Below are 25,149 nucleotides of genomic sequence, written 5' to 3'. Positions count from 1 at the left end.
CGCGTGTCAGCCGTGTCGGCACTTAGGGCGCCACCATGGGCTGCGCGCTGCACTTCAAATCGCCCGGATCTCCCTCTCCGGAAGCCACAGAAATACCATGGTTCGGGGGGTGCCTGTCCATGCGACGGCCAGCGCAAGGTAACCGGTAAATGACGCTGTGGGTCAGATCGTAGGGGAGAACAGCCCGCCTGTCTCCATAACTTCCGAAGATATAATAACTTTTTCATCAACGCAGGCCGCCTTGCCTGCGGCGACAAGTCTTAAGGCGGCTGGGTAAACCCGGTGTTCCACTTTGAGGATGCGGGCCGCAAGTGTGTCCGCAGTATCACGCGACAGCACCGGCACGGCCGCCTGCGCGATGATCGGACCGGCATCCATTTCCGGACGGACATAGTGGACGGTGCAGCCCGCGATCTTCACTCCGGCCGCGATCGCCTGTTCGTGGGTATTGAGCCCCTTGAAGCTCGGCAGCAGCGACGGGTGGATGTTGATCATCCGGTCGCGCCAGTGCTCGACGAACTCGGGCGTCATCAGCCGCATGAAGCCTGCAAGGGCAATAAGCTCGACGCCGTGGGAATCGAGTGCCGATTGCAGCGCCCGCTCGAAGTCGGCGCGCGAGCCGTAGCTTTTGTGGTCGATAACGACCGTGGAGAGACCATGTTCAACCGCCCACGCGACGCCCGCCGCGTTCGGCCTGTTCGAGCCGACGAGCACGATCTCAGCCGGATAATCGTCTGCGCGCGCCGCTTCGACGAGCGAGCGCATGTTCGAGCCTCGGCCCGAAATCAGAATGGCGGTTCGTTTCTTTTTGCCCATGTCTGGCATCTAGCAGAGTGGCCTGCGATGCGCGAGTGCATCTGGGGTGAGACACGGGGGCCACGAGCCGCACCCTTTCGTTAGCCATGGTTGAGAACCTTTGTTGCGGCAGTGTCTCACCTATCGCATGGTCACGGGGATCGGGGGCCACGATCGCAGGAATTCGCGACTGATCCGTCAGCGGCGCTTCCGTCGCGAGCGGGCTGTCATCTGCAGTCTTGGATCGAAATGGCACGTCGGATTTCCCTTCTCACCGTTGGCACTTTGGGCGACGTCGGCCCTATGACTGCGCTTGGACTGGCCCTCAAGGAAGCGGGCTACGAAGTCAGCCTCGCCGCGCCCGAAGACTTCATGGACTATGTCCGCAGCAAGGGCCTCGAGGCGCGCCGCTGCGGCACCGATTTCTCCAAGTTCATGAAAGAGGGCGAGATGGCAGAGATTGCCGGCGCCCACACGCTGGTGACGGTCAAGAAGTGGCTGAGCCCAGGACCCGAGATGCGCGCCCTGTTCGAGAGCATCCTGCGCGATTCCGTTGCCGCGACTGCCGACGCCGACGCGATGATCTTCCACCCCGTCATTTCAGTCGCGCGCGAAATCGGTGAAGCCCGGCGCATTCCCTCAATCATGGTCGGCCTCGGATCAGTCTCGCCGTCCGCCCAAAATCTTCTCTCCGTCATCCCCGGCACCGGCATTCCGGTTTGGAACAAGTACGGTTACAAAACCCTCTCGTTGCAACGTCTCGCCTATTCCGATGTGATCAACGATATCCGCAAGCAATTCGGAATGCGTCGCTCGTTCTGGCTGAAACACCCCCATTACATCGACGGCAAGCGCGCGCCGGTGCTTTATCCGGTCAGTCCCGTGCTGCAGCCGCGCCCGAACGAGGAAGGCGACGAGATCTATTTCACCGGTTACTGGTTCCGCGACGAGCCGTCCTCATGGCGGCCGACCGGAAAGCTCGCCGAATTTCTCGCAGCCGGACCGCGCCCCATCTACATCGGCTTCGGCAGTATGCCCGCCCTCGGCCTTGAGCGGTCGGAAATGATCCTGCGGGCGTGCGAGGCGGCTGGGCAGCGCGCGGTTCTGAGCAAAGGCCGCGGCGAGTTCGATCGCCTGACGCTCTCGGACAATTTCCACCTCATCGATCAGTTCGTGCCGCACGACAAACTGTTCCGCGAGGTAAGCGCGGTCGTCCATCATGGCGGACTGGGCACGACATCGTCAGCCCTCCGCGCCGGGCGTCCGAATTTCGTGGGTCCGTTCATGATGGATCAAAAGTATTGGGGCCGCCGTGTCTTCGAACTCGGCGCCGGACCCGACCAGCTTCCGATTCAGGACTGGACTTTGGACCTGCTCACGGAGCGTATCCGCGATCTCGCGACCAACCCGTCCTATGCACTGAAGGCTGCAGAAATCGGCCGGATTATGCAGCAGGAGGACGGTACTTCGCGCGCCGTCAAGATCATCGAGCGCATCATCGGCGGTCCTCAAGGCGCCGCCAAGCCCGTCGCCCCAACGAGCGTGGTCGCCGCCTGAACCCGTCGCCCGACCGGCACCGTCGAGTGAACTTTGTTCTCGAATGAAACCTTGTTGACGTAACAGTCAGGCCATATTCGCTGAGTATCCCCTCTCGAAGAAAACATACCGAGGAGGATACATGCTCAGTTCAAGGGTGATACTCGCAGCCATCATGATTGCCGGAACCGCCGGAGTTGCGGCCTCGCAAACGCTTCGGCTCGACGACCGCGGGTTCTCATTCCGCTTCGGCAAGGATGACCGTCGCGGCGATGTGGAAGGCAAGCGCGCGAGTTGCGAAGTTTACGCCCGTATCGCGCAAGTTCAGGCCGATGCGAATGTCCGCTATCGTTGCGGTCTTCGCGGTCCGCAGTGGGACACGGATGCCGCTAACCATTTTCGCTGGTGCCGATGGGCGCGCCGCGCCGACTTGGCGCGCGACCAGCTCTTCCGGACGCAGGGCCTTCAAGATTGCTTCAATCGTCTCGGCGACTTCGACGATCGCCGTTGATGAACGGACAAACGCCAAAAGAAGCCGGGGCATCGCTCCGGCTTTTTTATTTCCCGCTAGCTGATCGGCCGCGCCGTCGCTCTTGGCTTGATCGCCATCGACTTCAGCGCTCTCACCTTGATGAGACGCTTCCCGAACCCGGTCGCCCGCCGCGCCTGATAGATGTTCGCAATAAAAAGACTGGCAACGCGCGACCAGTCGTGCCGCATCGCCTGCACCCGAACCTGGTCGCGATCGAGCTTTAGGGCCGCCAGCGCAGCCGCGCGCAGATCTTCATCGAGGCAACCGGTGACACCGGGCGTGACAACGTCGATCGGACCCGTCACCGGATAGGCGGCGACGCCGAGACCCGACGCCATGGCCTCCAGCAGCACGAGCCCGAACGTGTCGGTGCGGCTCGGAAACACGAACACGTCGGCATTTGCATATTCCCGCGCCAGATCTTCCCCGGTCTTCGCGCCTTTGAAGATCGCGTCGGGATATTGCCGCCTCAAATAGCCAAGGATCGGCCCGTCTCCGACAACGACTTTCCGCCCAGGCAGATCGAGATTTAGGAACGCCTCTACGTTCTTCTCGCGCGACACCCGGCCGACATACAAAAAAATCGGCTCGCAACGCGCCGTTGTGTCCTCGCCATGTGTCGGCTTCTGATGCGGTCTGAACTGCGCCGTATCGACCCCGCGCGACCAGAGCATCAGCCGCCTGAAACCACGCCGCGAAAGCTCCGCCTTGAGCGATGGCGTTGCCACGAACATGCCGATAGCCGGACGATGGAACCAGCGCTGAAACGCATAGCTGATCCAGGCTGGCAGGCCGGTGTAAGCCTCGATGTACTCGGGAAAGCGCGTGTGGAATGATGTGGTGAAATGAATGCCCTGTCTCAGGCAAACGCCTCGAGTTCGCGAGGCCGATCGGCCCTTCCGTCGCGATATGAACGTGATCGTAATTGCCCTTTTTGAGCAGCGCTGCGACCTGCGACCGCCGCGCCAACGCCAGCCGGATTTCGCGATAGCCGGGACAGGGAAGCGTCGCGAAGTCGAGCGGCGACAGGATCGTCACGGCATGACCGGCGGCTTCGAGTTCGCGCTTCAGGTTCTCGTAGGTGCGGACGACGCCGTTGACCTGCGGCCTCCAGGCGTCGGTGGCGATGAAGATCCGCATCACGCTACCTCGCAAATGGCGCGCGATCTCGGAGATCCGAGAGGCCAAATCGCCTGATGGAACGCGCTTTCGAATCTCTTGAACGGCGCATGAGATCGCTTCTGACGCCGCCGCTTATCGATTGTGTGACAGTCGTTCTGAAATGCAGCCGCAACCGCAATTTTAATGTCGGTCAGACTTAACGGCGGTCAGCCGAAGCGCCTCTCCGCCGCCCTGGCCACGAGCCGCCACGTCATGTAGGCGCGGATATCGGTCACTTGGCCGTCCGCCAAGCGGGCCATCGGCAGCGAATCCTCGTCCTGGTGGATGATCTCGGCCATGACCCAGCGTTCGCTGGCTGTAACCGGTGGCCGGTCATCGACTGCGAACTGCGGCACCCGGTATTTGATCTCGATGATGTCCCCGACCACGAAGCCGTCCGCGCTGGCCGCCATGTGGTTCCTCCCAAATCGTTTTTGAGGGCGCTCACTAAGCTCCGAATTTTTCAGTTCCATGGCAGTCAACGGGCCCAAGGATTTCAATGTGTTAATGTACGCCCCGAGCATCAGCGGATTTTCCGGCCTGATGCCGCCGGCGCTTCAGCTTGCCGCGTTTCAATCACGATCTCGGGAAGGTCTGGTACCGCCGCAAGCTCGTCTGGCGCGTCGGCAACAGCGATGCGCCCGTACGGAGGATGGAATGAAGATCGAACTGGGCTTGGCGGTCGTTCTCGCGATCCTCGGCCTCGCAACGCCGGCGGAAGCCAATCAGGACGTCCAATCGCTCGCCAATGATCCTGCGAACTGGGTGATCCAATCCGGCGATTACAGCGGACACCGGTATTCGGAGCTTGATCAGATCAACACCTCCAATGTTGGCGAGTTGAAGGTCGCCTGGACGTTCTCGACCGGAGTGCTGCGCGGTCACGAGGGCGGCCCTCTTGTCATCGGAAACGTCATGTATCTCGTGACGCCGTTCCCCAACACCGTCATGGCGCTCGATCTCGCACACGAGGAGAAGATTCTCTGGAAGTATCAGCCGAAGCAGGACCCCTTCGCCATCGCCGTCATGTGCTGCGACACGGTCGATCGCGGCGTGCAGTACGCCGAAGGCAAGATCCTGGTCCACACCGCCGACACGTCTCTCATCGCCCTCGACGCCAAAACCGGCACTGAGGTCTGGAAGACGAAGGACGATGATCCCAAGACCGGCGCGTCGGGCACCGGCGCTCCTCTCATCGTCAAGGATAAGGTCATCGTCGGCGTTTCAGGCGGCGAGTTCGGAGTTCGCGGCTACATCACGGCGTATGACCTGAATTCCGGCCGCAAGGTCTGGCGCGCGTATTCGATGGGGCCCGACGAAGATATTCTGATCAATCCGGAAAAGACCACGTCGCTCGGCAAGCCGGTCGGCAAGGACTCTTCGCTCAAGACCTGGAACGGCGACCAATGGAAGATCGGCGGCGGACCCATCTGGGGCTACATGGCCTACGACCCCGACCTCAATCTGATCTACTACGGCTCCGGCAATCCCTCGACCTGGAATCCGGTGCAGCGCGCGGGCCCCGGCGGCAAGCGCATCGATCAGAAATGGTCTCAGACGATCTTCGCCCGCAATGTCGATACCGGCATGGCGAAGTGGGTCTATCAGATGACGCCGTTCGACGAGTGGGACTATGACGGCATCAACGAGCCGATCCTGACAGACATCGAGATCGACGGCTTCAAGCACAAAGCCCTGACGCATTTCGATCGCAACGGTTTCGGCTACACGTTGGATCGCGTTACCGGCGATTTGCTCGTTGCCGATAAGTTCGACACTGACGTCAATTGGGCATCAAAGATCGTCACCGACCGCAACGATCCGCAATATGGCCGCCCCGTCCTGAACAAGAAATTCTCGCCGCTCCAAACCGGCACCGATGATGTGACCAAAGGCATTTGTCCGTCGTCGATGGGTGCGAAAAATCAGCAGCCGGCGTCGTATTCGCCGCTCACCGGCCTGTTCTATGTGCCGGTCACGCGCCTCTGCATGGATATGGAAGTGTTCAAGGTCTCCTATCAGGTCGGCCAGCCCTATGTCGGCGCAACCTTGACGATGTTTCCCGCGCCTTCCGCCAACGGCGATACCGGCGCCTTCATCGCCTGGGACGGCGCCACCGGCAAAATTGTCTGGTCGAAGCCGGAGCGTTTTGCCGTTTGGTCCGGCCCGCTGACGACCGCAGGTGGCATCGTTTTCTACGGTACGCTCGAAGGCGACCTGAAAGCGGTTGATCAAAAGACCGGCAAGGAGCTTTTCAAATTCAAGACCCCGTCCGGCATCGTCGGCAATCCGATGACCTATATGCACGACGGCAAGCAATACGTCGCCGTGCTCTCAGGTGTCGGAGGATGGGCGGGCATTGGTCTAGCCGCCGGCCTGACAGATCCCGAAGACGGCTCCGGCGCAGTCGGCGGCTTTTCGTCATTATCGAATTACACCAGCCTCGGCGGTACGCTGACCGTCTTCGCTTTGCCGTGATCACGCCGCTTCCGCCGCGAACACCCGGCGCGTCGCGAGGCGCGCGGGTCCTTCAGGATCATGCGCAGGCAGGACGATCGTCGGCTCGCTCGACGCGAAACGTTTGATCGCTTTGAGTGTCGCCACCGAAAGTGCCGGATCGTTGGTGACGCCGTCGGCTTTTTCAGCGCGCAGGTTTTCTTCGGTATATGTGGCGTCACCTGCCAGAAAATACGTAACGTCTTCGCCGCGCACGATCACCGAGACGTGCCCCTTTGCATGGCCAGGCGTTGGCACCAGCAAGATGCGGCGATCCTTCGTGATCGCATGCGATTCCGCAAATGGCCCGATCGGCGGCCCGTCCAAATCGACGAGCTCCGGCTTGAACCAGATCGGCCAGCGTTGCGGCAGGCATCCCATCATCATGCCTTTGAGGCCGCGTGAGTCCTCATAATTTTCGCGCGGCGCGATGATCCGCGTATGCGGGAAATGATCCAGACCTCCGGTATGATCGTGGTGGCAGTGCGTGAGGATCACAGCCGCAATATCCCGCGCCGGGTCGATGTTCATGGCCTGCAATCGCGGTCCGATTTCTTCCAGCGGCGCAACGCGGATTGAAACCTCTTTCGTGAAAAACGGATTCCAGCGCGGCAGGTAGCCCGGAACCGAGTTGCGCCACGTGTCGCCGGTATCGACCAGAAATCGCCCTTCCGGGTGCTCGATCAGGAACGACAGGATCGGCAGCGGCTCGACCCAGCTCCTGTCGCGAAAAATATCGATCTTCCGCCCGAGCGCGCCGCGGCCGTCTCGGCCCGTCTTCTGCGCCGACTTCATGCGCGCCTTGCCAGTCTCGATTGCCGTCACCCGGATCATGACTTCAACTCCCCACAAATTAAAAAAGAACGATCGTTCGTTCTTTTATCCAGGTGATCGGCCCTTGTCAAGAACGAGCGTTCGTTTTAATTTCAAGCATGGCCAAAATCTCTCCCGAGAAGCGCGCCGCCCGCCGCGCCCAAATCCTTGACGCGGCTTGGAAATGTTTCGAGCGGAAAGGGCTGCATCCGACCACGATGGACAACATCATCGAGGCGTCGGGCCTCTCTGCAGGCGCGGTCTACGGGTATTTCAAGAACAAGGACGACCTGATCATCTCGGCGCTGATGACGTCGATGACGGGGGTCGCCGAGGAGATCGGGCCGCTTCTGGCGCGGCGTCCGCCATCACCGCCGAACGTGCTGCTTCGTGAGCTGACATCAGCAATTTCGAGCTTCACCGCGCGCGACGGCTTCGACCTGAAACGCATCGCTCTGCTTGGCTGGAGCGAGGCGCAGCATAACGCGCCTCTGCTCACGACGATGCGTCCGTTCTACGTCGCGTTCCGTGATCAGCTCAAGGCGGTCGCGATGGCCTGGCAGCGCGATGGCGTCATCGATGCCACGGCCGATCCCGATGATGTTTCCAAAGCGTTGCTCGCGACCACAATGGGGTTCGTGGCGCAAAGCGCGGTCTTGGGAGACGTCGAGCCGGACGCGATCGGCCGCGGCGTTAGCGCCTTGGCCAAGGCCGGGAAATAACGATCAGCCGAAACGAAGCTTGCCGTGGTACTTCACAGCCCAGGCTTCGCCCTTGCCTTTGGCTTCCGATTTCTCACCGGTCGGCGGAATGACGTCGCCGATGACGATCGGCTCTTCGCCCGCAGTTTGCAGTGCCGAGATGACGTCCGCCGCACGCGCCTTCGATACGACCGCAATCATGCCGACGCCGCAGTTGAACGTCCGCAGCAGTTCCGCATCCGCGATGTTCCCCGCCTTCGCCAGCCATTCAAACACCGACGGCGCCGAAAAAGACGACAGATCGATACGCGCCGCCACATCTTTAGGCATCACGCGTGGCAGATTTTCCGACAGCCCGCCGCCGGTGATGTGCGACAAGGCTTTTATGGCGCCTTTCGATCCCGAGCCGCCGGTCGCGCGGATCGCAGCGAGCAGCGGCTTGACGTAAATCCGTGTCGGCGTCAGCAGCGCTTCAGCGACGCTCTGCTCGCCCGAATGCGCGAATGGCGCCGGCGCGTCCCATCCGAGCTTCGCGTGCTCGACGAGCTTGCGCACCAGGCTATAGCCGTTCGAATGCACGCCCGATGACTTGAGACCGATCAGAATATCGCCGACAGAAACATCGGCACGCGGCAGGATTTCGTCGCGCTCCACTGCGCCAACCGAAAATCCGGCAAGATCGTAGTCTCCACCCTTATAGACACCCGGCATCTCCGCCGTCTCGCCGCCGATCAGCGCGCAACCCGCATCGCGGCAGCCCTCCGCGATTCCCGCGATCACTTCGCGCGCGACATCGACGTCAAGCTTTCCGACCGCGAAATAATCGAGAAAGAAAAGCGGCTCGGCGCCCTGCACGACAAGATCGTTGACGCACATCGCGACGAGGTCGATGCCGATGGTCGAATGCCGCCTGGTATCGATCGCGATCTTGAGCTTTGTCCCGACGCCGTCGTTGGCCGCCACCAGGATCGGATCGCGAAACCCGGTCCGCTTCAGATCGAAAAGGCCGCCGAACCCGCCGAGGTCCACATCTGCGCCCGGACGGCTCGTCGCCTTGGCCAACGGTTTGATCGCCGCGACGAGGGCATTTCCTGCGTCGATATCGACACCCGCGTCGGCATAGGTGATGGATTTCTGCGATTTTTCGTCAGCCGCGGACATCAATCCTCGTCATCGTCTGCAATGTTTGGAATAGATCGGGGTGAGCAGCCTTGAGACCGCGCACCGGGGAAGCTTCGTTAAACTCACTTTTGCCCCATTGCCAACCCGTCATGGGGGTCGTAGCAGCGACCGGACCAGAGAGCAACGAAACGCTCACCGGCCGGTTCCGAGGGGGCACCCCGGCACCCGCCTGAATAACGGCGCGAAACGGGAAAAAACAGGGGATTAACGGTGCTCGCAAGCCGCGGCCTCGCCATTGTCGTTCTGCTATCGATGGGACTTCTGGTCGCCGTTCATGTCGCGCCCGCCGCCGCCGATTCAGATGCGCCTTTCACGGTTGGGAATTACCCGGTCGAAGCCACCGCCGCCAACGCCGTCGCAGCCAAGGAGCAGGCCATGGCGGACGGCCAGCAGGCCGCATTCCGCTCGCTGTTGAAGCGACTTGTGCCGGTGACGGCGTACAAGCAACTGGCGCGCGTCCAAGGCATGAAGATCGCGGACCTCGTCTCAGGTATCTCGGTGCGCTCCGAGCGCAATTCCTCTACCGCCTATTACGCCAGCCTCGATTACTCCTTCGATCCGGATGCCATTCGCTCTTTGCTTTCATCGCAAGGCATACCGTTCGTCGATCAGCAGGCCCCGCCGCTGACGGTCGTCACCGTGCTGCTGCAGGGAAATCCGCCGGCCGCGAGCAACGATAGAGGTCTTTGGCGCCGGGCCTGGTCGGGCTTGGATCTCGCGCACACGATCACGCCAATCGACATCAAGGATCTGAAGCCTTCGATCGATACCGATACGGTCAACGCGCTCGTCGCCGGGCAAGACACCGCCTTGCAGAAGCTGAAAACCGAATATGGCGCGGGCTTGATCATCCTTGCGATTGCCGAGCCCGACATGGCCGCAAAGAAGCTCAATGTAACGCTCGTCGGCAGCGACTCCGTTGGCGGTTTGCTTCTCAAGAGGACCTATCGCATTTCCGATAACGACCTCGATTACACTTCGCAGCTTGCGGCCGTCATCTCGCTCGGAATTCTCGAAGGGCGCTGGAAGGCGATCAAATCCGGAACCGTTGAGGAGGCCGCCACGGCGCCTTCGTCCGGCAGCCCCGTCTGGGAAGCTTCGACCGGCGGCAGCGGAGAGGACGTGAAGTTCGTCGCTGAATTCGATAACAACGACGAGTGGGATCAGATGCGGGCACAACTTCTCGATCTGCCGGGCGTCGATGCGTTGAATATCGGCTCGGTCTCCGGCAACAGCGCCGATATCTCGCTCAAATACCCCGGCGGGCCCAGAAGCCTCGCAAGTGCGCTCAGCGCCCACGGTCTGACGATGGTGAACGCCTCCACGGGGTGGACCCTTCACATAAACCGCTGATTAACAATAGACAAATAGCAAGTCGCGACGGCCATTCCATTGTCGTGGCGCTGTGAAATGCTCCCGTTCCACATCGGGCTTTTGCCGCAGCGCAAAGGAGGATGTTCTCGACGAAGTAAACATCCAGAGGCTAGGGTCGCCGCGCTCGGGCAATTCTCGATCGACGCCTGGCGCACGATAGGGAGATACGGGGACACAGTCGGCGTGAGCATTCCAAATCTAATTACGCTCGGTCGAGTCATCCTCGTACCCGTGGTTTTCTGGCTTTTGCTGACGGGCGAGCTTCAGGCGGCTTTTCTCGCTTTCGTTGTCGCCGGCATATCGGACGCGGTCGACGGCTTTCTGGCCAAGCGCTTCAACTGGGAAACCGAACTCGGCGCCTATCTCGATCCGATCGCCGATAAACTGCTGATCGTCTGCATCTTCGTCGCCCTCGGCGTAACCGGAAGGCTGCCGTCTTGGCTGGTCATCCTGGTCGTCTCGCGCGACGTGTTGATCGTCATCGCGGTCGTGCTTTCCTGGCTGCTCGACCACCCGACCCCGATGAAGCCGCTCGCGATCAGCAAGATGAACACTGTTGCGCAGATCGTGCTGGCAGGAACCGTGTTGGCCGACGAGGCGTTTGCGCTGAAGCTGAAGGGGCCGGTGCAACTGCTGACCTTGATTGCCGCTGCCACGACGATCGGCTCTCTCGTTGCTTATTTGCGCGTATGGCTGCGTCACATGACGGTGTACGAAACTCCCGGCTCGAAAAGCTGAGCATTTGCGGCCATGTTGCCCTTCTGGGGTTTGGCCATTGGGAGAGGATCGCTGTCCATGCATTTCGAGCGGCACGCGCTGTTTTGGACGGCGACGGCGTTACTCTTCGCCTACATCGTCCAGATGATAGCGCCGGTGCTTCTGCCGTTCGTGATCGGCTTGACGCTCGCCTACTTCCTCAATCCCGTTGTCGATGCGATGGTTCGGATCGGTGTGCCGCGTCCGGTCGCAACTGTCCTGCTCTTCGCTGTCTTGACCTTCGCCATCATCTTGGCGCTCGTCTTCGTCGTCCCGATCCTGCTGCAGCAGTCGGCCGGCCTGCTCGAAGCTGCCCCGCGCGAAATCGATCGCCTTAAGGCATTGATCGAGACGACTGCGCGCGATCGTCTCGGGCAGCGATACCCTGAGGCCGAAGCCACCGTGCGGAGCGCCCTCGATTCCTTCAGCTCGCTCGTACCGACCTTGCTTGCGAGCATCGCCCAGGGCGTCTGGAATCAAGGATCGGCGGCGTACAATTTCTTCACCGTCGTCCTCATCACGCCGCTCGTCTTTTTGTACGCGCTTCTCGACTGGCCGAAGATCGTTGCAAAAATCGATTCCTGGCTGCCGCGTGACGAAGCCGATCAGATTCGCGCCCTCGCCCGCGAAATTGACTCACGCATCTCCGCCTTCATTCGCGGCCAGGGCGTCGTCTGCATTCTGCTCGCGATCTACTATGCCACCGCATACAGCCTGATCGGCCTGGATTACGGCTTGCTGGTCGGTGTCGCGACAGGATTAGGAGCCTTCATCCCGGTCTTCGGATGGTCGATCGGCGCCATCGTCGCCATGTTCATCGCCTTCGTCCAGTATTGGCCCGAGTTCACGCCGATCCTGGTCATCGCCGGCATTCTTCTCGGCGGCCAAGCGCTCGAGTTCTGCCATCCTCAGCCCCTATATCATCGGCGCCGAAGTCGGCCTGCACCCTGTCTGGGTTATATTTGCGTTGTTGACCTTCAGCTATCTGTTCGGATTTCTGGGCCTTCTCGTCGCCGTGCCGGTTTCCGCCGCAATCGGCGTGATCGTACGCTTCGCATTGCGCACTTATCTCGCCTCCTCCGTTTACAAGGGCGAGGTCGAAGCCGCACCGAAGGACCCGCAACAATCGCTTCCATGATCACAAGGCCAGAGCAGCTCGTCTTCGAACTACCCCATCGCGCCGCAATGGGGCTTGAGGATTTTCTTGTCTCCGAGTCCAACGCCGCCGCAGTGAATCTCGTCGATCGCTGGCCCGACTGGCCGATCGGCGCTGCCGTGATCGTCGGGCCCAGGGGCAGCGGCAAAACCCATCTGGCGAATGTCTGGATGACGAAAGCGGGAGCGAAGTCGTTCGAAGCGTCCGCTATCTCGCGTGAGACGGTGCCCGAGATCGCCGCACGCGGCGCCGTCCTGATCGAGGATATTCAGGACACGGGCGATGAAGCCGCCCTCTTCCACCTTCTCAATCTCGTGCGCGAGCAGCGCCTGCAGATCCTGCTGACGACCGATCGCGCGCCGGGCGATCTTCCGATCGCACTTCCCGACTTCCGCTCCCGGCTCAAGGCCCTGCCTTTTGCCACCATCGAGCCGCCCGACGATGCCCTTCTGCGCGCGGTTCTTGTCAAGCTGTTCGCCGACCGTCAGTTGAGCGTCGAGCCGCAACTGGTTGACTACGTTCTCGTCCGCATGGAGCGATCGATGCTGGCGGCCGAGCGCTTCGTGGCTGCGGCCGACCGGCGCGCGCTCGCCCTCCAGCGCCGCGTGACGCGTGCCGTCGCCGCTGCCACGCTCGACGCTCTCGGCTATTGAATCAGCCTATAAAATCGCTTTAAGGCACCCATTCGTCATTTGGGTGTAAACCTACTATATGGATTTCAAGTCCGGCCTTCGGAGCATTTCCCCACCATGGCAACCGCGAAAAGCAGAAGCAGCAAGGTAGATGTCGAGCCCGTCCCGCAAGGGCCGGACCGCTTCTACAATCGCGAGTTGTCATGGCTCCAGTTCAACCGCCGCGTCCTGGAAGAGGCGGCGAACCAGCAGCACCCTCTGCTCGAACGGCTTCGTTTCCTCTCGATCGCCGCCGCCAACCTCGACGAATTCTACATGGTGCGCGCCGCCGGCGTTTACGGCCAGATCCGCGCCGGCGTCTCGACGCTGTCACAAGACGGCATGACGCCGATGCAGCAGCTCGCGGCCATCAACAAGTTCGCGACCACGCTCGTCGCCGACGAGCAGGCCAATTGGCTGCGCATCAAGGACGAGATGACGGCGGCCGGGCTGCTTGTGCTGCAGCCCGAGGACGTCACCGACAGCGAACGCGCCTGGCTCGAAAAGCTGTTCCTCACCCATATCTTCCCGATTTTGACGCCGATCGCCGCCGACCCGGCGCATCCGTTTCCGTTCATCCTCAACAAGGCGATGACCATTGCCGTCGAAATGGTGCGGCCGATGGACGGCAAAACCATGAACGGCCTGATCCCGATTCCGGGCCAGCTCGAACGCTTCATCCGCCTCGAAACCAACCCTGATAAACCGAAAACCGTCCGCTTCATTCAGCTCGAGAACGTCATCGGCATGTTCCTGACCGAGCTGTTCTCCGGTTTCGAAATCAAGAGCCAGGGTACGTTCCGCGTCCTGCGCGACAGCGACATCGAGTTTCAGGAAGAAGCCGAAGATCTCGTCCGGTCGTATGAAAGCCAGCTGAAGCGACGCCGCCGCGGCAACGTCATCCGGCTCGAGATCGATTCGCGCATGCACGAAAAGCTGCGCAAGTTCGTCATCGAAGAACTCGAGGTGCGCGACGAAAGCATTTTCGTCAAGGAAGGCATCCTGGCGATGGCCGACACCTCGCAGCTTATCGTCCCGGATCGTCCCGATCTTATTTTCAAGCCTTTCGCGATCCGCTTCCCTGAACGCATCCGGGAATTTTCGGGCGATTGCTTCGCCGCCATCCGCAACAAGGACATCATCGTTCATCACCCGTACGAGAGCTTCGACGTCGTCGTGCAGTATCTGCGCCAGGCTGTCGCCGATCCGAATGTGATGGCGATCAAATGGACGCTCTACCGCACCTCGCGCGACAGCCCGATCATTCAGGCGCTGAAGGAGGCGGTCGAGGCCGGTAAATCGGTGACCGCAGTCGTCGAACTGAAAGCCCGGTTCGACGAAGCAGCCAACATCCGCTGGGCGCGCGATCTTGAAAGCGCGGGCGTGCATGTCGTCTACGGCTTCACCGAATTGAAGACCCACGCCAAGCTCGGGCTGGTCGTCCGCCGAGAAGGCACCGACCTGACGACCTACTGTCACATCGGCACCGGCAACTACCACCCGCAGACCGCGCGCGTTTATACCGACCTCTCGCTTTTCACGACCGATCCGATGGTGGCTCGCGACGTCACCCGCATCCTGAACTTCGTGACGGGCTACGGCGAACCCGTCGAACTCGAATGCATGGCCGCCAGTCCGCACGGCATTCGCAACCGCATCATGACGCACATCGCCCAGGAGATCAGGAACGCCAAGGCCGGGAAGCCCTCCGGCATCTGGTGGAAAATGAACGCCCTCGTCGATGCGCAGATCATCTCCGCGCTTTATGACGCCAGCAATGCCGGTGTCCCGATCGACCTCGTCGTCCGCGGCATCTGCTGCCTGCGCCCCGGGATTCCGGGTCTTTCAAGCAACATTCGCGTCAAAAGCATCGTCGGCCGCTTTCTTGAACACTCGCGCATTTACTGCTTCGCGAACGGAGAGGCCTTGCCTTCCCCCAAAGCCGCCGTCTACATCAGCTCCGCCGATATGATGCCGAGAAATCTTGACCGTCGCGTCGAAGCCATGGCGCCGGTGAACAACCCGACAGTGCATGAGCAAGTGCTCAATCAGATCATGGTTGCGAACCTGAAAGACAATCAACAGAGCTGGCGGATCAATTCCGACGGCAGCGCGACCCGGGTGCAACCGGGTCCGGGGGAGGAAGCCTTCAATGCCCATAAATATTTCATGACCAATCCTTCGCTTTCGGGTCGCGGGCAATCTCTGAAAGAGAGCTTCCCGCAGCGTTTCCGCCAGCCCGGCTAGGCCCGGGAGCTTGAATGACACGATGGAAGGAACTCTCGGGCGCAAACGAGCGTACCGCCGAAATGGAGCCTATCGGCGTTGTCGATATCGGCTCCAACTCCGTGCGCCTCGTCGTCTATGAAGGCGCTGTCCGCGCGCCGACGCCGGTCTTCAACGAGAAGATACTTTGTGGTCTCGGCCGTTCGGTCGCGACGACCGGGAGTTCTCGGCCTCGAAGCCGTCGAACGCGCGCTTGCGGCGCTGGCGCGCTTCAAGGTCATCGCCCGCATTCTGAGTGTGAAGAACATTCGCGTCATCGCCACCGCTGCGGTGCGCGACGCCCAGAACGGCCGCGACTTCATCGAGCGCGGCGAACGCGCGATCGGCACCAGGATCGACATTCTGTCTGGCGAGACGGAAGCCCGCTTGGCGGCGCAAGGCATCATGATGGGTTTCATCGATGCCGACGGTGTCGCCGGCGATCTCGGCGGCGGCAGCCTCGAAGTGATCGATCTTGCCCAGGATCGTCTGAACGACGCCGCGACCCTCCCGCTCGGCGGGCTGCGCCTGATCGACACCACCGGCAACAAGATCGAGCGTGCCGTCGAAATCGTCGACAACGCATTGGCAAGTCTGCCGTGGATCAGAAATGGCGCGGGACGAACTTTTTATGCCGTCGGCGGCACATGGCGCGCGCTCGCCAAAATGCAAATGGATCGCGTCGACTATCCCCTGCGTGTGATGCAGGGCTACCGCCTGACCACGCGCGAAGCTCTCGACCTCTGCGAACAGTTTCGCAAGGTCAAGAAGCCGCTCGACCTTCCCGGCATCAGCGGCGTGGCGCGAGCCCGCCGCGAGGTTCTGCCGTTCGGCGCCTTGGTGCTCGAACGTCTGCTGCGCCAGATGGAGCCACGTCAGGTCGTGTTTTCCGTGTTCGGCATCCGCGAAGGACTGATCTACAGCCTCTTGCCGCCTTATGAGCGGGCGCGCGATCCGCTCATCTGCTTTTGCGAGGATTACGCCGCGCTGCGCTCCCGCTCAGTCGAGCATGCCTACGAGCTGTGCGCCTGGACGGACAAGCTCTTTTCCGACCCGGCGCTCGAAGAGACGGCCGAGGAACGACGCCTCCGCCATGCCGCCTGCCTTTTGTCCGACGTCGGTTGGCGCGGTCACCCAGACTACCGGGGCGAGCAGGCCATCAATACCATTTCGCACGCCGGACTTGCTGGCGTCGACCATCCGGGCCGCATCTTCCTGGCGCTTTCGGTTTTCTACCGCCACGAGACGTCCGAAAATGACGGCGCCGGTCTTTCCGACCGCCTGCGCAGCCTTGTCAGCAAGCGCGTTCAGCGCCGGGCGAGGATCGTTGGCGCCGCCATCCGGGCTGCCCATATGCTCTCGATAGGCATGGCGGGCGTCATCGACCAGACGCCCCTGAGCTACGAAAACGGCGTCCTCGTCCTGACCCTGCCGCCCGCCTATGCGGCCCTCGACGGGGAACGGCTCCGGCGCCGATTTCGGAGTTCTGGCCGAATTGGTTGGCAAGAGGGCGGAAGTCCGATTTTGCGGTTGAGAGGCAGTACGCCTCGCTTGCGTCGCAACGAATTCTGATAATCTCGGCAACAAGGTCCTCAAGGTGAAGACAGCCTCCATGGCGGAAGATCTCTACGACATTCTCGGCGTACCGCGCGGGGCGACGGAGGATGACATACGGAGCGCATTCCGCAAGCTTGCCAAAGCCAACCATCCCGACGTCAATCCCGGCAATGCGGGCGCCGCCGAGCGCTTCAAGAAGATCACCGCTGCTAACGATATTCTGAGCGACCCGGAGAAACGCCGCCAATACGACGCCGGCGAAATCGACGCCAAGGGTGACCCGCGCCGTCCGCAATGGAGCCGGGCCGGGGCCGGACGGCAAGGCCCGTTCGGCGCTCGAGGTTTCGAGGGCAGGGCCGGCGCTGGAGCTGGCTTCGACGACTTCAGTTTTTCCGACATCTTCTCAGACGTTTTCGGCGCCGCGGGCGCGAGGTCCCGCCGCGACGCCCACGGCTTCGCATCGCGCGGCCAGGACGTTCGCTATTCGCTGGAGGTCGATTTCCTCGAATCCGTCCAAGGCACGAAGAAGCGCGTGACATTACCGGACGGCGGCGTGTTGGATCTCAATGTCCCCGAGGGCGTGACCGACGGACAGGTTCTGCGTCTCAAGGGCAAAGGCGCACCCGGGAGCGTCGGCTCCGAAGCGGGCGACGCGTTGGTCGAAATCCGGGTCCGACCGCATCCCGATTTCAAACGCGACGGCGACGACATTTTGCTCGATCTGCCTGTGACGCTCGACGAAGCCGTTCTCGGCGGCCGTGTCGAGGTTCCAACGCCGTCGGGCCGCGTGCAGCTGACGCTGCCCAAGGGCACGAGTTCCGGCAAGACCTTTCGGCTGAAGGGCAAGGGCGCCCGCGGCAAGGGCGGCCACGTCGGCGATCAGCTCGTCACCATCAGGATCGTCATGCCGTCCGAGATCGACGACAGCCTGTCGTACTTCTTCTCCGAATGGCGCCAGAAGCACGCCTACGATCCGGGCAGGAAGTAAGTCGAACGCTCGACGCTCATCGGCTCGAGCCCTCCGCACGTCATGGCCGCGCAGGCGGCCATCAACGCTTAGCCAAGAATAACGGCTTTCGACGGATTACGAGGCAAAGTGGGCGAGATTGACCCCATACCCCGCTTCGGACTTGCCGGAGATGGCCGCCTGCGCGGCCATGACGGAAAAAGTTATTACCGCGCCGCAGGCACCGCCCGCGCTTCGCACGAGGACGACAAGCTGAGAGCTTTGTCCAATAGGAGCCGCTGCCTAATCCTGAACGTCATCCCGGCGAAGGCCCGGATCCAGCCAAACTGCAAAATCGGTTATGCGTAAACTTGCCTGGGTGCCGACCTTCGTCGGCATGACGGAGTGTGTCGCCTGATTTGGCGGCCACCTCTTTTCCTCTCCCCTTGGAGAGAGGCCAATCATCACCGCGCCGCAGGCACCGCGCGAACTTCGCCGTTGACGAGCGTCAGGGCCAGCTCCCCGCGCTTGAGCTTCAGCGCCGCCTCCCCGAACAGCGTCCGCCGCCAGCCTTGCAGCGCCAGAATGTCGGCCTCGTCCGACGTCGCGAGCTGTTCGAGATCGTCGCTGTCCGCGATGATGCGAGGCGCCACGCCATGCTCCGCGGCGGCCGCTTTCAAAAGCACCTTGAGAAGCTCCAGCGTAGCGCTCGCTTCTGCCGACAGCGCCTCGCTGCGCTCGATCTTCGGCAGCGATTTGGGATCGCGCGCGAGACCGGCCTTCACGACGTCTATGATCTCTTTCGCCCGCTGCGAGCGCGCAAAGCCGTCGGAAAGCGTCCGCAGCTGGCCGAGCGCTTCGGCGCTGGCGGGCATCTGATTGGCGATATCGTAAAGCGCGTCGTCGCGCAGCACGCGTCCGCGCGGAACATCGAGCTGTTGCGCCAGCCGCTCCCGCCACGCCGCAAGCTCGATCAACACCGACAGAGACTTGCGGCCTTTAACGCGCAGTTTCAGCCGCTGCCAGGCATTCTCCGGCTTGGCGTCGTATGTGGAGGGGCTGATCAGCACCTCCATTTCTTCCTGCAGCCACGGTGTCCGCCCGGTCTTTTCGAGCGTCTGCTTGAGGCGTCCATAGACGTCGCGCAGATGCGTCACGTCGGCGAGCGCGTAATCGAGCTGCTTGTCCGAAAGCGGCCTGCGGCTCCAGTCCGTGAAGCGCGAGCTTTTATCGAGATCGGCGCCGGTCGTCTTCTTGACGAGGTTCACGTAGCTGATGCTGTCGCCATAGCCGCAGACCATCGCCGCGACCTGCGTGTCGAACACAGGCGTCGGCACGATCTCCGATTTGAGATAGACGATTTCGATGTCTTGCCGCGCCGCGTGAAATACCTTCACAGTCGAGGTGTCCGCCATCAGCTTGTAGAATGGCGCAAGATCGATGCCGGGGCTCAACGGATCGACGACCGCTTCGGCCTCGGGGCCTGCAAGCTGGATGAGGCACAGCAACGGCCAGAACGTCTGCTCGCGCAGAAATTCGGTGTCGACGGCAACATATTCACTTTTCGCCAGCACATCGCAAAGTGCCGACAGCTCGGACGTGGTCGTGATCATTCGCATCAGGGCAACGCCTATAGCGCATGGACTTTGCCTTGTCGCCATCAGCTTGGTCGCGGAGCGAATGGGCAATTCGGCGGCGGTTTGCCCCGGGGGAGGCTGATTAGGCTCCAAAAAACGGAGCTTCTGATCCCGAATATCCGTGCTTCGCGGCCCGAGGTACATCTGTCAGGCGGTAACCTTGACTTTCGGCCGCCCCCATGCGCTTTTCCGCGGCGATTTTCACCCACATCGATCAAAGGGTTTCCGGCAATGGCCGAGGCTAAGCTGCATCGTTATCGCTCCCACACCTGCGGCGCGCTCCGCAAGAGCGACGTCGGATCGAACGTCCGCCTTTCGGGCTGGGTGCACCGTGTGCGCGACCACGGCGGCGTGCTGTTTATCGATCTGCGCGATCACTACGGTCTGACGCAGGTCGTGGCCGATCCCGACAGCCAAGCCTTCAAGGTCGCCGAAACGCTGCGTTCGGAATGGGTCGTGCGCATCGACGGCAAGGTTCGCAATCGGCCCGAAGGCACGACGAACCCGGAGCTGCCGACCGGCGAGATCGAGCTTTACGCCACTGAAATCGAAGTGCTTTCGGCCGCCAAGGAACTTCCCGTCCCGGTCTTCGGCGAGCCCGACTACCCGGAAGACCTTCGCCTGCAATATCGCTTCCTCGATCTTCGCCGCGAGACTCTGCACGCCATCATCATGAAGCGGCTCGAAATCACGCGTTCGATCCGCCGTCGCATGCACGACGCCGGCTTCAACGAATTCCCGACGCCCATTCTCACGGCCTCGAGCCCCGAAGGCGCGCGCGACTTCCTGGTTCCGAGCCGCATTCATGCCGGCAAGTTTTATGCGCTGCCGCAGGCCCCACAGCAGTACAAGCAACTCTTGATGGTCTCGGGCTTCGACCGCTATTTCCAGATCGCGCCCTGCTTCCGAGACGAAGATCCGCGTGCGGATCGTCTTCCGGGCGAATTCTATCAGCTCGACGTCGAAATGAGCTTCGTCGAGCAGGAAGACATTTTTGGCACGATGGAGCCGGTCATCACCGGCCTGTTTGAAGAATTCAGTGGCGGCAAACCCGTCACGCAGGGCTGGCCGCGCATTCCCTATGACACCGCGATCGCAAAATACGGCTCCGACAAGCCCGACCTGCGTAATCCGATCGAAATGGCCGATGTCACCGAGCACTTCCACGGCTCGGGCTTCAAGGTCTTCGCCGGCATGATCGACAAAGACCCGAAGGCGCGCATCTGGGCGATTCCTGCGCCGACCGGCGGCAGCCGCGCCTTCTGCGATCGCATGAACTCGTGGGCGCAAGGCGAAGGCCAGCCGGGCCTCGGCTACATCTTCTGGCGCGATAACGACGAAGCGGGCGCCGGACCCATCGCGAAAAACATCGGCCCCGAGCGCACGATTGCGATCAAGAACCAGCTCGGCCTCAAGGATGGCGACGCCGTCTTCTTCGTCGGCGGCAACCCTGCGAATTTCTACAAGTTCGCTGGCGCAGCCCGCGATCGCGTCGGCCAGGACCTAAAGCTGATCGATGAAGGCCGCTTCGCGCTCGCCTGGATCGTCGACTTCCCATTCTACGAATGGAACGAGGAAGACAAGAAGATCGATTTCTCGCACAACCCGTTCTCGATGCCGAAGGGCGGCCGCGAGGCGCTGGAAGCCGCAGAGAAGTCCGGCCGCGACGCACTCCTCGCGCTGAAAGCGAACCAGTACGACATCGTCTGCAACGGCTACGAGATCGCCTCGGGCTCAGTGCGTAACCACGTGCCCGAGACGATGGTGAAAGCTTTCGAGATCACGGGTCTGTCCAAGGCCGACGTCGAAGCGCGTTTCGGCGGTCTTTACCGCGCCTTCCAGTATGGCGCGCCGCCCCACGGCGGCATGGCGGCGGGCATCGAACGCATCGTCATGCTGCTGACCGGCGGCAAGACCGTCCGCGAAGTCGCGCTCTTCCCGATGAACCAGCAGGCCGCCGATCTCCTGATGGGCGCACCGAGCGAAGCAACGCCGAAGCAGCTCCGCGAACTCTCCATCCGCGTCGTCGCGCCGGAGAAGAAGGGCTAGTTCACACTTCCAATCACGTGCTTCAGTGATCTCTAAAGATGGGCGCTTTGGCGCCCCTCGTTGTGACGGTGATGCCCCGTGAGATAATCGTACGTAGCGACGGACACGCGCTCCAACGAATGGACCGCGTGCGCTGCGACGGCGACCTTGCCCACGACGATCAGAAATCCCACAACGGCCATGCCAACTTTTCGCATCTGATCCTCCACCGGTTGTCGGACCGATAGGGAATGGTTGCGGCGGTTGCAGTTACCTGGGGCACGTGTCGCGACGTGACCGGACAAAAAAAGGCGCCCGCAAAGGGCGCCCGAGTTTTGCCGGTGCGCTGGGCTCGACCCGGCACGCGATGCACTTATTTAGTTCGTCAGATCTCGCGTCTGCGGCAGCAGCACGGCGACGATCACAGTCTTGCCGTCCTTGATCGCGGTGCCGACCAACCGGCCCTCTTCGCCACGATAGAGCGGCGAAATGCCGGTGTAACCCTGATGCGCAAGCTGTATGCGAGCCTGCTCGGCGTTCGCCGCGTTGGTGAGCGCAGCGCTGGCGGCTGCCGCTGTCGAATCGGAATTCGCCTCATCTGCGTAGGCGGGAAGCGCCATGCCAGCGACGGCCAAGCCAATTAACATTATGCGAGTCATGTAAGCTCCATTAGGATGCGCGGCGCACATGCCGCCTTTGATGAATCTGAGATAGACAACGAACCCGCTCACCGCCACACAACTCCCCGTGCGTCGGATCGCGAATATCGTGAAGAGAATGTGATCGGCATCCGCGGCGATCGAGCTTGAATGAAAAAATCGAGAGGCAGAGACCGATGAAACTGCTCATCCTCGGCGCCGGTGCCACCGGCGGCTATTTCGGCGGGCATCTGGCGAAGGCCGGAGTCGATGTGACGTTTCTCGTCCGCGCCAAACGCCGCGAGCAGCTTGCACGCGAAGGTCTCAGGATTGAAAGCCCGGCGGGGAAGTCAGTCCTGCGTGTCAATGCCATCACGCGCGATGAAATCGCCAGCCCTTACGATGCGGTCATCGTCAGCTGCAAAGCCTACGATCTCGACGGCGCGATCGACGCCATTACTCCCGCCATCGGCGAGACGAGTCTGGTTCTGCCGCTGCTCAACGGTATGAAGCATCTCGATACGCTCGACCAGGCATTCGGCCAGTCCCGCGTCCTGGGCGGTCTCTGCCACATTAGCGTGACGCTGGCCGATGACGGAACCATCCGTCAGCTCGGCCAGTTGGCGACCCTCACGCTTGGCGCGCGTCTCGACACGCAGAAGCCTGCGGCGAGCAAATTGCATCAAACGCTCGCGCGAGGCATCGATGCAATTCTGCCGGCCGACATCATCGCCGCGATGTGGGAAAAATGGTTTTTCATTGCGGCCCTCGCCTCATCGACGTGCCTGATGCGCGCCCCCGTCGGCGATATCGTTCGCGCCGATCGCGGCGCGGCATTCATGACAGCCCTTCTCAATGAATGTTCCGCCATTGCCTCGACCAATGGCTATCCGCCGTTGCCGCAAACCTTGGACTTCGCGCGGACGTTTCTGACGGATCGCGACTCCGATCTTTCGGCCTCTATGCTGCGTGACATCAAGCGCGGCAGTCCGATCGAAGCCGATCAGATCGTCGGTGATATCATTCGCCGCGGCCGTGCGCGGGGCATGGCGACGCCGCTACTCGATATCGCCTACCTTCATCTTCTCGCATATGAGAACAATCGGGCCGCGAGCAAGAACGGCTGAGAGAATTACCGTTTGGTAATCCGAAATATCGGATCGTCTTGTTTTCAGAGATCAAAAGCGAGACTAATACCTGCTGTAAGGAAGCTTGGAGTTCCGGCAATGATCCGCACGCTCGCCGCCGCCGCGATGGCCCTGTTCGCTCTCACAGCGTCGGCAGCCGCACGTACGCCCGACCACGCCGACGAATGGAACGGCGCCGAGATCAATTGGCGCGACGCGCGCTCCGGCATTTATGAATCGTCTCGCACCGGCCGCCCGGTGCTGATGGTCTTTCATGCCACGTGGTGCTCGGTGTGCAAACGTTTTCGCCAGGTCTTCAAGGATCCCGCCGTCGTCGCCGCCTCACGCGATTTCGTGATGATCCTGGTCGATGCCGACAAGGAAAAAGAGGTCAACGGCGCCTTCCAGCCCGACGGTTCCTACGTGCCGCGCACGCTTTTCATCGACTCGAACGGGAATGTCTCCGACAAGCTCATCGGCTCCGACCCGCAGTATCCGCACTCGGTGGATGTCGACGGCCCTGGTGAGTTGCTCGCTTTGATGAAGAAAGCCCACCGCGTCTTCGACGTCGCTCCGGCCGAGCCCGCGACCGCGCCGCCCGAAGGCGACAGCCCCATCTGAAAAGCCGGCGCTTCCCGGATCTCGATGTTGCGCTTAACCCCCTGACCAGCCATAAGGTCCGGGCGCGCGGACGTGGTGGAACCGGTAGACACACAGGACTTAAAATCCTGAGACGGTAACGTCGTGAGGGTTCGAGTCCCTCCGTCCGCACCACCTTAGAATCACGTTTGGTGAAGTGCGCCGTTGACCGCTCCGCCACAGACACCAACAGCAACGCCGCATTCCGCAGATTCACCTCGCAAGCTCTCTCGGCTGTTTGGCAGTTTATCTCGCTTTAGGAACTTCTATGCGATCCTGCTTTACGCCGAAGTAGGTCGGATGACCGTTCGCGCAACTCCTGGAGGAGGCGATGTTCAAATCCTGGCTGCAAGCTCATTGGGTCGCGGGCGCTGTGTTTATGAGCTTTGCTCTGCTCTTGCTCGTCCCGGTGGGCATCGGTGGTGGGAGTGAAGCCCTCCTGCTGATCTTCCTGGCATCCCCCGTCTACATGCTGCATCAGGTGGAAGAGCATACTGGCGACCGCTTTCGCGCTTACATCAACGGTACCGTCTTCGGCGGCGTGCAAGCCTTGAGCGTGGCCGACGTGCTTTGGATCAACCTCCCCGGGGTGTGGGGCCTGAACTTCGCAGCCCTTTACGCTGCGCATTTTATCGATGTCGGTTGGGGTGTGGCGGCGGGCTACCTCATACTTCTCAATGGCATCGCGCATATCGGCATGGCCATACGGTTTCGCGAATACAATCCAGGCCTGGTGACCGGCGTGCTGCTATTTGTGCCGTTCGGGCTTGCGCTGATCCTGCTCGTGCCCGCGACCTATCTGCAGAATGCGGTCGGTTTTGCTATTGCTCTGGCGGTTCACGCGGCCATCGCCCTGCGAGCCAACCACAATGCGTTGGCGGCGCGCGAAGCCAAGGGCCTCCCCATATCGGCTCAGGCAACCTGATACGAGTGTAAGCGAGCCGCCGCTGGTCCGCCCCGAATAGGGCAGGCGGCGGGTCTCCATTCGTTAACGTCCCGCGACCGCACGCACACCGCTTCGATCGATTGACATTCGGGCGTATCCTCTAGACCGCTGACCGCAGCGTGCTAAACCTCGCCCGGCCAGTCAAAGTGATAGGGTGCGCCATGAATGAACGGCGGATCGAACTGCTGCAGCG

Annotated in this window: 22 protein-coding genes, 1 tRNA gene and 2 pseudogenes; 16 read left to right on the top strand and 9 right to left on the bottom strand. The window is 61.5% G+C overall.

Annotation, left to right across the window (positions count from 1 at the left end; translation table 11 throughout):
* Positions 1-162 precede the first annotated feature (162 nt).
* A complete protein-coding gene (gene purN / locus QM780_RS12825; RefSeq protein ID WP_415070843.1) occupies positions 163-816 on the bottom strand; it encodes a phosphoribosylglycinamide formyltransferase in 654 nt (217 codons plus the stop codon).
* Positions 817-1,044: 228 nt separating this feature from the next.
* Between purN and QM780_RS12820 the strand changes: the two genes are divergently transcribed.
* Positions 1,045-2,352, top strand: a complete 1,308-nt coding sequence (locus tag QM780_RS12820) for a glycosyltransferase (protein ID WP_415070842.1) — start codon at positions 1,045-1,047, stop codon at positions 2,350-2,352.
* A 121-nt stretch (positions 2,353-2,473) separates the two neighbouring features.
* Positions 2,474-2,842 (top strand): hypothetical protein, encoded by a 369-nt coding sequence (locus QM780_RS12815; RefSeq protein WP_415070841.1) that lies wholly within the window; start codon positions 2,474-2,476, stop codon positions 2,840-2,842.
* Positions 2,843-2,898: 56 nt separating this feature from the next.
* On the opposite strand, the gene QM780_RS12810 is transcribed toward QM780_RS12815, so the two are convergent.
* From QM780_RS12810 to QM780_RS12800, 3 genes and pseudogenes are all read right to left on the bottom strand, one after another.
* A complete protein-coding gene (locus QM780_RS12810) occupies positions 2,899-3,597 on the bottom strand; it encodes a glycosyltransferase (RefSeq protein ID WP_415070840.1) in 699 nt (232 codons plus the stop codon).
* 130 nt (positions 3,598-3,727) lie between these two features.
* Positions 3,728-4,003 (bottom strand): annotated as a pseudogene (locus tag QM780_RS12805) (glycosyltransferase); the annotation flags it as partial.
* A gap of 188 nt (positions 4,004-4,191) precedes the next feature.
* A complete protein-coding gene (locus tag QM780_RS12800) occupies positions 4,192-4,437 on the bottom strand; it encodes a hypothetical protein (RefSeq protein ID WP_415070839.1) in 246 nt (81 codons plus the stop codon).
* Positions 4,438-4,681: 244 nt separating this feature from the next.
* Here QM780_RS12800 and QM780_RS12795 point away from each other — a divergent pair, with 244 nt between their 5' ends.
* Complete coding sequence (locus QM780_RS12795; RefSeq protein ID WP_415070838.1) at positions 4,682-6,502, top strand: methanol/ethanol family PQQ-dependent dehydrogenase; 1,821 nt, start codon at positions 4,682-4,684, stop codon at positions 6,500-6,502.
* On the opposite strand, the gene QM780_RS12790 is transcribed toward QM780_RS12795, so the two are convergent.
* Positions 6,503-7,354 (bottom strand): N-acyl homoserine lactonase family protein, encoded by an 852-nt coding sequence (locus tag QM780_RS12790; RefSeq protein ID WP_415070837.1) that lies wholly within the window; start codon positions 7,352-7,354, stop codon positions 6,503-6,505. It lies immediately after the preceding gene.
* Positions 7,355-7,452: 98 nt separating this feature from the next.
* Between QM780_RS12790 and QM780_RS12785 the strand changes: the two genes are divergently transcribed.
* Complete coding sequence (locus tag QM780_RS12785; RefSeq protein WP_415070836.1) at positions 7,453-8,055, top strand: TetR/AcrR family transcriptional regulator; 603 nt, start codon at positions 7,453-7,455, stop codon at positions 8,053-8,055.
* 3 nt (positions 8,056-8,058) lie between these two features.
* Here QM780_RS12785 and purM read toward each other — a convergent pair whose 3' ends face one another.
* Positions 8,059-9,195 (bottom strand): phosphoribosylformylglycinamidine cyclo-ligase, encoded by a 1,137-nt coding sequence (gene purM, locus QM780_RS12780; RefSeq protein WP_415070835.1) that lies wholly within the window; start codon positions 9,193-9,195, stop codon positions 8,059-8,061.
* Positions 9,196-9,426: 231 nt separating this feature from the next.
* Here purM and QM780_RS12775 point away from each other — a divergent pair, with 231 nt between their 5' ends.
* From QM780_RS12775 to QM780_RS12745, 7 genes and pseudogenes are all read left to right on the top strand, one after another.
* The gene (locus QM780_RS12775; RefSeq protein WP_415070834.1) at positions 9,427-10,569 is read left to right on the top strand and encodes a DUF2066 domain-containing protein; all 1,143 of its coding nucleotides are present in this window, start codon (positions 9,427-9,429) and stop codon (positions 10,567-10,569) included.
* A 204-nt stretch (positions 10,570-10,773) separates the two neighbouring features.
* Positions 10,774-11,328, top strand: a complete 555-nt coding sequence (locus tag QM780_RS12770; RefSeq protein WP_415070833.1) for a CDP-alcohol phosphatidyltransferase family protein — start codon at positions 10,774-10,776, stop codon at positions 11,326-11,328.
* A 12-nt stretch (positions 11,329-11,340) separates the two neighbouring features.
* Positions 11,341-12,150 (top strand): annotated as a pseudogene (locus tag QM780_RS12765) (AI-2E family transporter); the annotation flags it as partial.
* Positions 12,151-12,178: 28 nt separating this feature from the next.
* Positions 12,179-12,484, top strand: a complete 306-nt coding sequence (locus QM780_RS12760) for an AI-2E family transporter (RefSeq protein ID WP_415072040.1) — start codon at positions 12,179-12,181, stop codon at positions 12,482-12,484.
* A gap of 767 nt (positions 12,485-13,251) precedes the next feature.
* On the top strand, positions 13,252-15,420 hold the full coding sequence (locus tag QM780_RS12755; RefSeq protein ID WP_415070832.1) for an RNA degradosome polyphosphate kinase: 2,169 nt from the start codon (positions 13,252-13,254) through the stop codon (positions 15,418-15,420).
* Positions 15,421-15,588: 168 nt separating this feature from the next.
* Positions 15,589-17,010 (top strand): exopolyphosphatase, encoded by a 1,422-nt coding sequence (locus QM780_RS12750; RefSeq protein WP_415070831.1) that lies wholly within the window; start codon positions 15,589-15,591, stop codon positions 17,008-17,010.
* Positions 17,011-17,050: 40 nt separating this feature from the next.
* The gene (locus QM780_RS12745; RefSeq protein ID WP_415070830.1) at positions 17,051-17,983 is read left to right on the top strand and encodes a DnaJ C-terminal domain-containing protein; all 933 of its coding nucleotides are present in this window, start codon (positions 17,051-17,053) and stop codon (positions 17,981-17,983) included.
* Positions 17,984-18,405: 422 nt separating this feature from the next.
* Here the strand turns inward: QM780_RS12745 and rnd are convergent, their stop codons facing one another.
* Positions 18,406-19,560, bottom strand: coding sequence for a ribonuclease D (rnd, locus tag QM780_RS12740; RefSeq protein ID WP_415070829.1), 1,155 nt, complete (start codon positions 19,558-19,560; stop codon positions 18,406-18,408).
* A 264-nt stretch (positions 19,561-19,824) separates the two neighbouring features.
* Between rnd and aspS the strand changes: the two genes are divergently transcribed.
* Positions 19,825-21,627 (top strand): aspartate--tRNA ligase, encoded by a 1,803-nt coding sequence (gene aspS, locus QM780_RS12735; protein ID WP_415072039.1) that lies wholly within the window; start codon positions 19,825-19,827, stop codon positions 21,625-21,627.
* 32 nt (positions 21,628-21,659) lie between these two features.
* Here the strand turns inward: aspS and QM780_RS12730 are convergent, their stop codons facing one another.
* Complete coding sequence (locus tag QM780_RS12730; protein ID WP_415070828.1) at positions 21,660-21,824, bottom strand: hypothetical protein; 165 nt, start codon at positions 21,822-21,824, stop codon at positions 21,660-21,662.
* Between the two features lie 159 nt (positions 21,825-21,983).
* Positions 21,984-22,265, bottom strand: a complete 282-nt coding sequence (locus QM780_RS12725; RefSeq protein WP_415070827.1) for a hypothetical protein — start codon at positions 22,263-22,265, stop codon at positions 21,984-21,986.
* A 176-nt stretch (positions 22,266-22,441) separates the two neighbouring features.
* Here QM780_RS12725 and panE point away from each other — a divergent pair, with 176 nt between their 5' ends.
* From panE to QM780_RS12705, 4 genes are all read left to right on the top strand, one after another.
* A complete protein-coding gene (gene panE, locus QM780_RS12720; RefSeq protein WP_415070826.1) occupies positions 22,442-23,371 on the top strand; it encodes a 2-dehydropantoate 2-reductase in 930 nt (309 codons plus the stop codon).
* 99 nt (positions 23,372-23,470) lie between these two features.
* Entirely contained in the window at positions 23,471-23,992 is a 522-nt protein-coding gene (locus QM780_RS12715) for a thioredoxin family protein (protein ID WP_415070825.1), read from the top strand.
* Between the two features lie 66 nt (positions 23,993-24,058).
* A tRNA-Leu gene (locus QM780_RS12710) sits at positions 24,059-24,145 on the top strand.
* Between the two features lie 196 nt (positions 24,146-24,341).
* Positions 24,342-24,935, top strand: a complete 594-nt coding sequence (locus tag QM780_RS12705; RefSeq protein ID WP_415070824.1) for an HXXEE domain-containing protein — start codon at positions 24,342-24,344, stop codon at positions 24,933-24,935.
* Positions 24,936-25,149 lie beyond the last annotated feature (214 nt).

This window comes from Hyphomicrobium sp., from assembly GCF_047600905.1.
GTDB lineage: Bacteria > Pseudomonadota > Alphaproteobacteria > Rhizobiales > Hyphomicrobiaceae > Hyphomicrobium_B.
Note: the sequence above shows the minus strand (reverse complement) of the source record. Positions and strands in the feature narration are given on the sequence as shown.

What these genes read in the sequence shown, in the direction of transcription:
- purM (WP_415070835.1), bottom strand. Translation starts at nt 9,195, where the DNA reads ATGTCCGCGGCTGACGAAAAATCGCAGAAATCCATCACCTATGCCGAC.
- QM780_RS12790 (WP_415070837.1), bottom strand. Translation starts at nt 7,354, where the DNA reads ATGATCCGGGTGACGGCAATCGAGACTGGCAAGGCGCGCATGAAGTCG.
- QM780_RS12725 (WP_415070827.1), bottom strand. Translation starts at nt 22,265, where the DNA reads ATGACTCGCATAATGTTAATTGGCTTGGCCGTCGCTGGCATGGCGCTT.
- purN (WP_415070843.1), bottom strand. Translation starts at nt 816, where the DNA reads ATGGGCAAAAAGAAACGAACCGCCATTCTGATTTCGGGCCGAGGCTCG.
- QM780_RS12795 (WP_415070838.1), top strand. Translation starts at nt 4,682, where the DNA reads ATGAAGATCGAACTGGGCTTGGCGGTCGTTCTCGCGATCCTCGGCCTC.
- panE (WP_415070826.1), top strand. Translation starts at nt 22,442, where the DNA reads ATGAAACTGCTCATCCTCGGCGCCGGTGCCACCGGCGGCTATTTCGGC.
- QM780_RS12715 (WP_415070825.1), top strand. Translation starts at nt 23,471, where the DNA reads ATGATCCGCACGCTCGCCGCCGCCGCGATGGCCCTGTTCGCTCTCACA.
- QM780_RS12810 (WP_415070840.1), bottom strand. Translation starts at nt 3,597, where the DNA reads ATGTTCGTGGCAACGCCATCGCTCAAGGCGGAGCTTTCGCGGCGTGGT.
- QM780_RS12820 (WP_415070842.1), top strand. Translation starts at nt 1,045, where the DNA reads ATGGCACGTCGGATTTCCCTTCTCACCGTTGGCACTTTGGGCGACGTC.
- rnd (WP_415070829.1), bottom strand. Translation starts at nt 19,560, where the DNA reads ATGCGAATGATCACGACCACGTCCGAGCTGTCGGCACTTTGCGATGTG.
- QM780_RS12705 (WP_415070824.1), top strand. Translation starts at nt 24,342, where the DNA reads ATGTTCAAATCCTGGCTGCAAGCTCATTGGGTCGCGGGCGCTGTGTTT.
- QM780_RS12745 (WP_415070830.1), top strand. Translation starts at nt 17,051, where the DNA reads ATGGCGGAAGATCTCTACGACATTCTCGGCGTACCGCGCGGGGCGACG.
- QM780_RS12785 (WP_415070836.1), top strand. Translation starts at nt 7,453, where the DNA reads ATGGCCAAAATCTCTCCCGAGAAGCGCGCCGCCCGCCGCGCCCAAATC.
- QM780_RS12800 (WP_415070839.1), bottom strand. Translation starts at nt 4,437, where the DNA reads ATGGCGGCCAGCGCGGACGGCTTCGTGGTCGGGGACATCATCGAGATC.
- QM780_RS12730 (WP_415070828.1), bottom strand. Translation starts at nt 21,824, where the DNA reads ATGCGAAAAGTTGGCATGGCCGTTGTGGGATTTCTGATCGTCGTGGGC.
- QM780_RS12815 (WP_415070841.1), top strand. Translation starts at nt 2,474, where the DNA reads ATGCTCAGTTCAAGGGTGATACTCGCAGCCATCATGATTGCCGGAACC.
- QM780_RS12755 (WP_415070832.1), top strand. Translation starts at nt 13,252, where the DNA reads ATGGCAACCGCGAAAAGCAGAAGCAGCAAGGTAGATGTCGAGCCCGTC.